The 9,864-nt window shown below is 69.1% G+C and carries 8 protein-coding genes and 1 pseudogene; 6 read left to right on the top strand and 3 right to left on the bottom strand.

Annotated elements, in window-relative coordinates; translation table 11 throughout:
- Positions 1 to 924: 924 nt before the first annotated feature.
- Positions 925 to 3,348, top strand: a complete 2,424-nt coding sequence (locus ACFWFZ_RS08355) for a SpoIIE family protein phosphatase (RefSeq protein WP_387119221.1) — start codon at positions 925 to 927, stop codon at positions 3,346 to 3,348.
- Positions 3,349 to 3,459: 111 nt separating this feature from the next.
- On the opposite strand, the gene ACFWFZ_RS08360 is transcribed toward ACFWFZ_RS08355, so the two are convergent.
- Together ACFWFZ_RS08360 and ACFWFZ_RS08365 are read right to left on the bottom strand one after the other, a co-directional pair.
- Entirely contained in the window at positions 3,460 to 5,052 is a 1,593-nt protein-coding gene (locus tag ACFWFZ_RS08360) for a serine/threonine-protein kinase (protein ID WP_387118433.1), read from the bottom strand.
- Between the two features lie 208 nt (positions 5,053 to 5,260).
- Positions 5,261 to 6,652 (bottom strand): flavin monoamine oxidase family protein, encoded by a 1,392-nt coding sequence (locus ACFWFZ_RS08365; RefSeq protein ID WP_387118436.1) that lies wholly within the window; start codon positions 6,650 to 6,652, stop codon positions 5,261 to 5,263.
- A gap of 401 nt (positions 6,653 to 7,053) precedes the next feature.
- On the opposite strand from ACFWFZ_RS08365, the gene ACFWFZ_RS08370 reads away from it, so the two are divergent.
- Positions 7,054 to 7,521, top strand: coding sequence for a TetR/AcrR family transcriptional regulator (locus tag ACFWFZ_RS08370; RefSeq protein WP_387118439.1), 468 nt, complete (start codon positions 7,054 to 7,056; stop codon positions 7,519 to 7,521).
- Between the two features lie 49 nt (positions 7,522 to 7,570).
- Here the strand turns inward: ACFWFZ_RS08370 and ACFWFZ_RS08375 are convergent, their stop codons facing one another.
- Positions 7,571 to 7,834 carry a hypothetical protein gene (locus ACFWFZ_RS08375; protein ID WP_387118442.1) on the bottom strand — a complete coding sequence of 88 codons (264 nt, stop codon included), beginning with the start codon at positions 7,832 to 7,834 and terminating at the stop codon, positions 7,571 to 7,573.
- A gap of 4 nt (positions 7,835 to 7,838) precedes the next feature.
- Between ACFWFZ_RS08375 and ACFWFZ_RS08380 the strand changes: the two genes are divergently transcribed.
- The 4 genes and pseudogenes from ACFWFZ_RS08380 to ACFWFZ_RS08395 form a co-directional block, all read left to right on the top strand.
- Positions 7,839 to 8,300, top strand: a complete 462-nt coding sequence (locus tag ACFWFZ_RS08380) for a hypothetical protein (protein ID WP_387118445.1) — start codon at positions 7,839 to 7,841, stop codon at positions 8,298 to 8,300.
- Positions 8,297 to 8,623 carry an SDR family oxidoreductase gene (locus ACFWFZ_RS08385; protein ID WP_387118448.1) on the top strand — a complete coding sequence of 109 codons (327 nt, stop codon included), beginning with the start codon at positions 8,297 to 8,299 and terminating at the stop codon, positions 8,621 to 8,623. Before ACFWFZ_RS08380 ends, ACFWFZ_RS08385 begins: the two co-directional genes overlap by 4 nt.
- Positions 8,624 to 8,653: 30 nt before the next feature.
- Positions 8,654 to 9,088: an NUDIX domain-containing protein gene (locus ACFWFZ_RS08390; protein WP_387118451.1), complete on the top strand. Its 435-nt coding sequence runs from the start codon at positions 8,654 to 8,656 to the stop codon at positions 9,086 to 9,088.
- 272 nt (positions 9,089 to 9,360) lie between these two features.
- Positions 9,361 to 9,801, top strand: a pseudogene (locus tag ACFWFZ_RS08395) (site-specific integrase); the annotation flags it as partial.
- Positions 9,802 to 9,864: the final 63 nt, after the last annotated feature.

Raw genomic sequence — 9,864 nt, forward strand, 5'->3', positions numbered from 1 at the left:
ACGTCCACAGACCCCGCACAACGGGCACTGCAGCGTCCAGGAAGGCCAAGCCCACGACCCCACGACCCCGCCGCACAGGTTAAAGATCAAGCTAGACAGCAAGCAAGCTCCAGGTCTTCGACCTGGGGCTTTGCTGTGGAGCGGATGACGGGAATCGAACCCGCGCTATAAGCTTGGGAATCACTCGGCACTTGGGCCCATGTGGTCTCTGACCTGCGGAAACATGCCCTTGGCCGCGGCGGTGCGGGGTTCGGTCGCACCAGTGTTGACCGCTGTTGACCGCCCTGACTGGCACGTAGTGGCACGCTGGGGCCGAGCTCCACGGCCTGGTCGCCCAGGACCGCCTGATCGTCACAGTCACGAACCTGACAGCATCCGGCAGGCGAGGACACTGCCGAGGCTGGTGGTGTATCTGTTGACGGCCGACAGCCTCGGCCCCAGGTCAGGGGCTGGGCAGCAGCTCGAGCCCGAGCCTTCGGGTCGTGGTCAGGCTGTCGGGCGTTCCTGCGAGGGGTACGGAGGGAGCGCGAAAGACTGAGGATCACCGGTGGGCCCGCAAACGGATTACCTCCTCGTGTGTGCTGGATGCGTTCCGGGGCGGTCTGCCCGCCAGGGCGCCCGCCGGCAGCCCCGTACAGCTGACGCCCGACGTACTGCCGACCGTGCACCGAGGGGAGGTGGCGGGGCGTTGAGCTGGGGCTTCACGTTTCGATGATTGCCTTTCCGAGGCCACGTGCTCTTGTCAGACAGGTACGCGGCGGTTTTGGTGCGGCGTCCCTTTCGCGTCCGCCGACCTGCGCGTGCGCGCGAGGAGAGATAAAAGTAAGAAGGGAGCCGACGCGACGGATACGAGGATTTCGCCGGCCTGCGGTCTCTGCTGAGTCTCCTCAGCCCCCGAGAGCCCCCGGGCAGGATGGGCGACGAATGGACATGGAAAATACAGGCCCCCTCCGAAACGGCCTCGATCAGTTCCCGGATCAGGTCACCTCGGCTACGGCAGTCGTCGACGCGCGGGGAATCGTGACGGGGTGGAGTCCCGGCGCACAGCGGTTGCTCGGGTACTCGTACAAGGACGTCGTCGGGCGTCCCGCGGCACGTCTGCTCGGCGGGAACGCCGACGCCGAAGTGCTCTTCGCCGCGGTTCTCGATGGGCGCGGGCCGACCCTGCTGCGGCACCAGGACGGCCACCACATGGATGCCGAGCTGCAGGCGTACGCGTCACTCGATCGCGAGGGCAACACACAGTGGCTCATCATGATCACGCCGCAGCAGCAGCGGCGTCCACACAAGGACGAGGCGACGACAGAGGAGGCCTTCGCGCAGTGCCACCTCCCTGTGATGATCTACGACGCCGAGTTGAGGGCCTTGCGGGGGAGCGCCGGTGCGGCCCGCGAACTGGGCCTCACGGAGGCGCAGATGCGCGGTCGGCGGGTCACTGACATCCTGCCTCCCCACATCTGCACCACGGTCGAAGAGGGCATGCGCCGGGTGTTCGAGACGGGAGAGCCGGAGCGTTTCCAGGTGCATGGCCGACCGCGGCGCGGAGCCCGCGACAAGTACTGGGCCGTCTCTGTCTCCCCCTTGAGGAACCCGGCAGGACAGGTGCGACACGTGCAGCTCCTCGCGCTCGACGTCACCGAACAGCACCGGGCCCGGGAACGGCTCGCCCTGCTGAACGACGTCAGCGCACAGGTGGGCAGCACCCTCGACGTGATGCGCACGGCCCAGGAGATGGCCGACGTGGCGGTGGGGCGGCTCGCCGACTTCATCAGCGTCGACCTGCTGGACGGGCTGTTCCGCGGCGTCGAGCCCAGGCCGTCCGCCACCGGCTCCGTAGCGCTGCGCCGCGCCGCGCAGGGGTCCGTCCTCCCCGGCACCCCCGAGTCGGTGATCCAGCCGGGCGAGGTGGACTACTACCCGGAATCCTCGCCCCCGGCCCGCTGCCTGAATACGGGCCGGTCGTCGCTGCACCGCACCCTGGACGAAGCCATCGAGAGCTGGCAGGTCGCCGACCCCGAGCGCGCAGGGAAGGTCCGCGACTTCGGGATGCATTCGATCATGGTCATCCCGCTGCGCGCCCGCGGCATCACGCTTGGCGTGGCCGTACTCGTCCGCCACCGCTGCCGGGACTCCTTCGACGAAGACGATCTGCTCCTTGCCGAGGAAATCGCCGCACGCGCTGCCGTGGCCGTGGACAACGCCCGACGCTTCACCCGCGAGCGAGCCACCGCTCTGGCCCTGCAACGAAGCCTGCTGCCACAGCGACTCCCTGTCCAGGAGGCCGTGGAGGTGGCCTACCGCTACCTCCCGGCCCGGTCCCGGGCAGGGCTGGGCGGCGACTGGTTCGATGTGATCCCGCTGTCGGGCGCACGGGTCGCCATGGTCGTCGGAGACGTGGTGGGCCATGGTCTGCGTGCCTCCGCCACCATGGGGCGGCTACGGACTGCGGTACGCACCCTGGCGGACGTCGACCTGCCCCCCGAGGAGCTCCTCGTCCATCTCGACGACCTTGTCACCCACCTCAGGGCGGAGGAGGACGCGGCGGATCCCGAGGCTGAGATCGTCACCGATCTGATCGCCACATGTCTGTATCTGGTCTACGACCCGGTCTCGCGTCGCTGCGCCGCCGCAGGCGCGGGCCACCCCCCGCCCGCCGTGATCACGCCCGACGGCAAGGCGGAGTTCATCGATCTTCCTGTCGGCCCGCCGCTGGGAGTCGGCGGGCTGCCTTTCGAAGCGGTCGAATGGGAAGTGCCCCGAGGCAGCATCCTCGTGCTGTACACGGACGGCCTCGTCGAGGTCCCCGAACACGACCTCGGCAAGGGCATGGCGCTACTGCGTCGGCGGCTGGAGCGCCCTGCTCACTCGCTGGAGGCTACCTGTGACGACCTGGTCCAGAATCTGCTCCCCGCACAGCCGGCCGATGATGTCGCACTGCTCGTCGCCCGCACCCGGGTCCTCGACGCGGGTCAGGTGGCCACCTGGGATCTGCCTTCCGACCCGGCCGCCGTGGCCGACGCCCGTGACAAGGTCTCCCGCCGCCTCGCGGACTGGGGACTGCATGAGGTGGTGTTTACCGCCGAGTTGGTGGTGAGTGAACTGGTCACCAATGCGATCCGGTACGGCACCCCTCCCATTCAGCTGCGCCTGATCCGCGACACCGTGCTCATCTGCGAGGTCTCTGATGGCAGCAGCACCGCCCCGCACATGAGGCGAGCGCGCATGTTCGACGAAGGCGGGCGCGGGCTACTGCTCGTCGCTCAGTTCGCTGAGCGCTGGGGAACACGCCACCGGGCCGGCGGGAAGTCGATCTGGGCGGAGATCGGCGTTCACGACGATCGATCCTGACGGTGCCCGGCCGCCTGCGGCCACAACCGCCTCACTCTGCGTCTGACGATAGGCCTGAGAACTCGACCCCGCCGTCATCCGTTACGTGCCGGACGTCCGCTCCGTTGCGGTTTATGCAGCGCGGTGGTAGCGGGTGATCGAGAATTCGACGGGTCCGTCGTTGGAGCCTTGGCTGAGGATGCGGACGATGGCGATGTCGCGGTTTCCGTAGGCCCGGACGCAGAATGTGCGGTTGGCCTGGAGTGAGGTGAAGGGGAGCGAGGAGGCCGGCTGCGTGTCGAGTCCGGTGAGGCAGTCGGGGAGGGTGAGGGTGTCCGCTGGTGCGATGTAGGTGAGGCTGTCGTCGGGGACGTAGAACTCGCCGTCTTCGCGGCCGAGATACCAGCCGGGGGTTTCGCGGGTTACCCGCCCTGACTTGAGATCGATTTCGTAGTCGGAGTCCGGCGAGGTCAGTTCGCGGTCGGTGTACTGGGCGGCGTAGCTGCCCGGGTCGGAGTGCGGGCTACTTGTAGGCGCGATGACCGTCGTGCTGGTCGAGGAGGGCTGGACGGTGGGATGGGTGCTGGCTGCGTACCCGGTCCGCTCGGTCGTGTGAGGGATGGCGTACATCAGTGCTCCGCCCGCGAGGAGTGCCAGTGCGGCGAGGAGCGCGGTGCGGAGGGTGTGTGACGGACGGGTGGGCCGCTTGCGTCTGCTGGGGGTGGACGGCTCGGGCTGAGCGGGTTGTGAGGTGGGGGCGCCGGGGAACGCCGGTGCCGCGGGGTCCAGTTCTGTGGCAGGCGGGTCCGTGGGGTTGTTGTGGTGGCTGATGTCGGCGCTGATGTGTGCGGGGAGCCATCCTTTGGTGAAGCTCAGGTGTCCGCCGGTGGAGTGGGTTCGTATGGTTTGGATGAGCCAGTCGGTGCTGGGGCGTTCTGCCGGGTTCTTGGCGAGGCAGTGGCTGACCAGGTGGTGCAGGAAGCCGGTCAGGCCTGTGAGGTCGGGCTGGTCGTGTACGGCGCGGTAGAGGGCGGCGTGTTCGGGGCCGTCGCCGAAGGGGGGCTTTCCGGTGGCTGTGTAGGCGATGAGGCTGCCGAGGGCGAACACGTCGGTGGCGGGTGTGGCGGTTTGTCCCAGGATCTGTTCGGGTGCCATGAAGCCGGGCGATCCGATGCTGAGTCCCGTGCCGGTGAGCTGGCTGGCGTCTGCTGCGCGCGCTATGCCGAAGTCGATGACTTTGGGCCCGTCGGGGGCGATGAGGACGTTGCCGGGTTTGAGGTCGCGGTGGACGACTCCGGCGTTGTGGATCGCCTGGAGTGCTTCGGCGATGCCGACCAGGAGGAGCAGCACGGTGTGCTCGGGCAGGGGGCCGTGGCGCTGGATGAGCTGCTGGAGGGACGGGCCGGGCACGAAGGTGGTGGCGAGCCAGGGGGTGGGGGCGTCCGGGCCGGCGTCGATGACCTGGGCGGTGTAGAGGCCGTGGATTCGCTGGGCGCTGGTGACTTCTTGTGCGAACCGGTGGCGGAACTGGGGGTCGCTGGCCAGTTCGGGGCGGATCACCTTGAGCGCGACGGGGCGTCCGCCGGGGGTGTGAGCCAGGTATACGCACCCCATGCCGCCGGCGCCGAGCCGGGCGGAGAGCCGGTAGGCGTCGATCTGGCGGGGGTCGGTCTGGGTCAGGGGCTGGAAGGCGGCGGGCTGGGTGGTGGGCGGTTGTGCGCTCATGGTGGCTCCGTGCAGGGAGGCGGGTCCCGCACGCGGAGGCTTGTGGCCCTGGGCACGCGGGCTGGTGTGTCGGGGGTCCGGACGGGCGTGGTGGGGCGGCTGCTGCACGGGGGGCTGCGGCCTCACGCCTGTTGCTTGTCCGGCTGGTCCGGGGCGTGGGTCTGTCCCCGCCGCGGTGTGCGGCGGGGACAGCGGCGGGTGGGGGATGTCAGGCGATGATCTCCTTGGCGGCCTTGATGCCGGAGAGGTAGGCGCCGTGGACGGTGGCGGAGGACTTGCTGCTGGTCGCCTCGCCGGCGAAGTAGACGCGGTCGGTAATGCTGGCGGCTAGCTGGTCACGCATGGCGGGGGTGGAGCCGACCTTGTAGTAGGAGTAGGAGCCGCGGGCGTAGGGGTCGGAGGCCCAGCGGGTGATCTGGTGGCCGGTCGGTTCGGGGATGTTCTGTCCGAAGATGGTCTTCAGGGTCTGCATGGCGCTGTCGATGATCTGCGTGTCGCTCCAGCCTTCGATGGTGCGGCCGAAGTCCGCGGCGTTGAATCCGAGCAGGACCGGTTCGCCGTTGGCGCGGGTGACGTTGATCCACTGGGCCCACTGGCCGTACTTGTCCACGGGCGGCACGTAGTTCAGCCAGTCGGTGTCGGGCCAGAACTTCCGCGGGAAGCTCAGGTAGCACTTGTTGAGGATGCCCATGCCGAGCTTCTCGATGGCGGTCTGCTTGGCCTCGGGGAGGCCGGGCCCGAAGGTGACCGTGCCGCTCTGCAGGACGCCGAGGGGGAGGGTGACGACGACCTGGGATGCCTGGAAGGAGGCCTTGTCCGTGCGGACGGCGACGCCGCTGGAGTTCCAGTCGATGTTCTTGACCTGCTGGCCGAGGCGGATGTCGAGGCCGCGGGCGAGGTAGTCGGTGATCTGCCCGTATCCGCCCGGGAACAGGACGTCGTCGCCGTCGAAGGCGGAGTCGCTGTCGAAGTAGAGCGTGGACATCTGCGTGGTGCTGCCGGAGTACTCGTGCTCGTAGTCGTTGAGGGCGTTGTTGACCATGGCCTTGTCGCCGTCCGGCAGCGCGGAGAAGCGCAGGGAACGCTCGACCACGCTGCGCATGGGGGCGTCGCGGTCCTGCTCCTCCCGGTAGGTGCCGAGCGCGCCGGCGGTCCGCTCGCGCCACTGCTCGATCTTCTCGGCCCGGGCGCCTTCGGCTTCCTGGCCGTCAGGGAGGTAGTCGGTGGTGCTTTCGAGGTCGGTCACGACCGTTTTGGCCTTGGCCTTGGCAGCCAGCTCGGTGATGGGGTTCTTCTCCACGCCGTGGATCCAGGAGGCCCCCAGGTCGACGGGCGCTCCGTCCCAGTCGTCGCTGGTCCAGATGCGACCGCCGATCCGGTCTCGGGCTTCCAGGACCAGGACGTCCTCCCCCTGGTCCGCGAGGTGGCGGGCTGCGGCAAGGCCGCTGATGCCGGCGCCGATGACGATGACTCCCGTGCGGGCCTCGGCGGAGGTGGTGCCGACGCCTTCGACGTCGTCGGCTCGGCAGGCGGAGAGCAGGCACGCGGCGGGCAGCCCGAGGCCGATGCTGGCGAGGAGTCGCCGACGGTGAATTGTCATTTTGTGCCGATCTGCGTTCTGGATGAGGGTGAGGCGGATCAGAGGCGCTGGGCCGGAATGCGACGGGGCCGCAAGGCGGCTCACGGAGTGCCTACAGCGCCGGGCAGGAGGTCGGCCCCGGCATCGCGTGCCCGCCGGCGGGCGCATTGCGCGCGGCGGGAGCGGCGGGAGGCGGGGCGTGCCCCACAAGGGGAGAGGAACCCGCTCGACCTCTGATGATGCTGGATGAAGGCATGGGTGACACCCCCTCCGTTCAGTACAATGACGATGACACTGCAGAGCATAATTTGAAACACCAATGTGTCAACAGAGGCGTGGAGGTTTCACTCGGTATGCGTACGGATGCGGCGGAGGTTCTGGAGTCAGCCATTCCACTCCTGTCGAAAGATCGCACTGCGTCCATGCAGGCCGTCGCCACGCGTGCCGGGATCAGTAGGGCCACCCTGGTGAGGCTGTTCCCCACCCGCCAGGACCTCCTCCACGCGGTGGCGAACAAGATCCTCGACGACTGCGAGCAGGCTCTCGCCCGCACGGAGGGTGAAGCACCCACACCTGCGATGCTTGACGGGCTGATCGGCGACTACAGGCCCTTCGCGCAGCTGTGGAACCTGGTCTACGTGGAACCTGAGGTCCTCGGTGCCGACCAGGCCAGCGATCGCGCCTCGGTGGTCTTCCGTCGCACCGTCTCCTTCGTCGAGCAGGCGCAGAAGGCCGGCCTTCTGCGGACGGACATGCCTGCTCCGTGGCTCGCGTCGACCTTCTGCAGCATCGCCGAGACCGCTTGGGAGCTGACCCTGGAGGGGCATATGGGGGCACGGCAGGCGCCCGAGTTCATCCAGGGCATCCTGCGGCACGGCGTCTTCGCCTGAGGACCCTGCGGGACGGGGGCGGCGGCCGGCGGCCGCCGCTCCGGCCGTCTCATGGCACCTTCGCCGATGGGCGAAGCTCGACGGGTGTGCCGTGCAGCTCGTTGAGCCCGTAGCCGAGCAGAGCCTTGTCGGATTCGGGCAGCGAGGACCAGCCGACGGCCCTGCTGACCACCGAGCGCAGGGACGCATCCGTGTCCTGGGTGTCCTGGTAGGAGGCAAACGCGTTCGACGCCCTTGTAGCCCAGCTGTCGAGTGCCCTGACCTGGGAGGCGGTCGCCTGGGCGCCCGAGGGCAGGTTCGCCGGCCGCAACATCGCCGTGGGTGAGGCCGCCAACCTGCTCTGGTACCTGATGGCCCTGGGCGGCTGGCTCGTCCCCCGCTACCAGCCCGACGTCTACGCCCGCACCCTCCGTCTCGCCCTGCCGCCACTTTCCTACCCGGGCATCGAATACCTGGACCTGCACGAGGGCAGTCGGCACATCGAGGTCCGGTACTCGTGGAACACCGGCCCCGGCCGCAGTGCGGCCATCGCGCGGGCGCTGGACGGCCTTCGTGGAGGGGACGGCAGCGGCCTGGAGGAGATCCATGCCTTCCTCGCCCTGCGCATCCTCGGGGTCATCCCGGCCTCCCGGCTGACTGGCCACGACCTCCTGCTCGTGCTGATCAAGCTCGCCGAGAGCCAGGACCCGCTCACGACGACCGACACCTTCTTCACCACCACACCGGCCCCTCACCCCTACTCCGGCGAACGGAGCAGCCATGTCCCTGCCCCTGCTTGAGACCCCTCTCCAGGCCCGCCCGCTCCACCTACAGCACCGCGAAGGCGGGACTGCTGGGCCTGACCCGCTCCCTCGCCCGCGAACTGGGCCCGTACGGCATCTGCGTCAACACCGTCATGCCCGGCGCCATCCAGGTCGAGGCCGAGAACACCCTCCCCGCCCAGCACCGTGCGCGCCCGGAGGGCCAGATCAAGCGCCAGTGCGGCCCCCGCCGCGGCCGCCCCGAAGACGTCGCGGCCCTGGTGGCGCTCTTCGCAGGCCCCTCCGCCTCGTTCATCACTGGGCAATCCGTCCACGTCGACGGCGGCTGGCTGCTGCACTGAGACCGCCAACAAGCAAGGAGACAGACCGAAATGAAGGAACGAGTCCGCGCCGTCCTCGTCACCGCTGACGACACGATGCTGGTCATCCGCCGTACCAAACCCGACGTCCCCGAGTACTGGGTGCTCCCGGGCGGCGGCGTCGAGCCCGGCGACGAGTCCCGGGAGGCCGCCCTCCATCGGGAGATCCACGAGGAGATCGCGGGGAAGGCCGACATCGTCCGGCTCCTCCACACCATGGAGTCCGACGACGAGCGTCAGCTCTTCTACCTCGCCCGTATCGCGACCTGGTCCTTCGAGGATCGGACCGGCCCGGAGTTCAGTTCCGAGGGCCGGGGCGAGTACGCGCTGGAGGAGGTCCCGCTGACCGCGGAGGGGCTCGACGGCATCGACCTCAAGCCCGAGGAGATCGCCCACGTCCTGCGGGGCGCCATCGGTGCCGGGACCCTCGCCCCGTTCAGTCACTGAACGACCCGGGCGTGCTTCCGGGGAACATCTGTTGTGTTCCCGGAGGAACATGGCCGCCGCCAGTGATGGTGGCGGCCTTCGGGCTACCGTCCGCTTCGGCGAGCGCTTGCGTCGGGGTGCGGACTTTTCCTCCGGCTGCGATCCGCCCTCGGTCGCTGCCTGGTGGACCGGTGCCCCCTGGCTCCGGTCCGCTTCCGCCACCCCAGAGGCGGGATCGGCCGAGACGCGCTTCCCCGACGGGGAAGAGTGTCTTAGCCGATAACTTGCAGGGGCCCGACGGTCTCGTCTTCGTGGGCGAGAAGGGCGCGCCCCTGCGCGGCACCTCCTTCGGCCGGAAGTGGTGCAGGGCCCGCGAGGCGGTCGGGATGCCGAAGGAGTTCCGCTTCTACGACCTGCGCCACACCGGTAACACCCTTGCCGCAGACACCGGAGCCAAGCTGAAGGACCTCATGGTCCGCGCGGGCCAGTCGTCGGAGCGGGCCCAGCTGATCTACCAGCACTCCACCAAGGAGCACCAGCGCAGGCTCGCCGCCGACATCGACGCCACCGTCCGCAGCCAGCGGACGCCAGTAGACAGGCGGTTGGGCACTGGCGTGACCGCCTCCGACCACAAGATCGTCCCGCTGCCCCCCGGCTCCTGCCGCCGCGGCTCGGCGGAGGTGATGTGCAGGGGTGGGGGGCGGCCGCCACCCCGCCCCCCCCCCCCCCGGTGAGGCCACGGACCGACCGAACAGCGGCCCGGCCCGGCCGATAAGAAACCCGCGCCCGCCACCAAG

The organism is Streptomyces sp. NPDC060232 (assembly GCF_042726555.1).
In the GTDB taxonomy this organism is placed as follows: domain Bacteria; phylum Actinomycetota; class Actinomycetes; order Streptomycetales; family Streptomycetaceae; genus Streptomyces.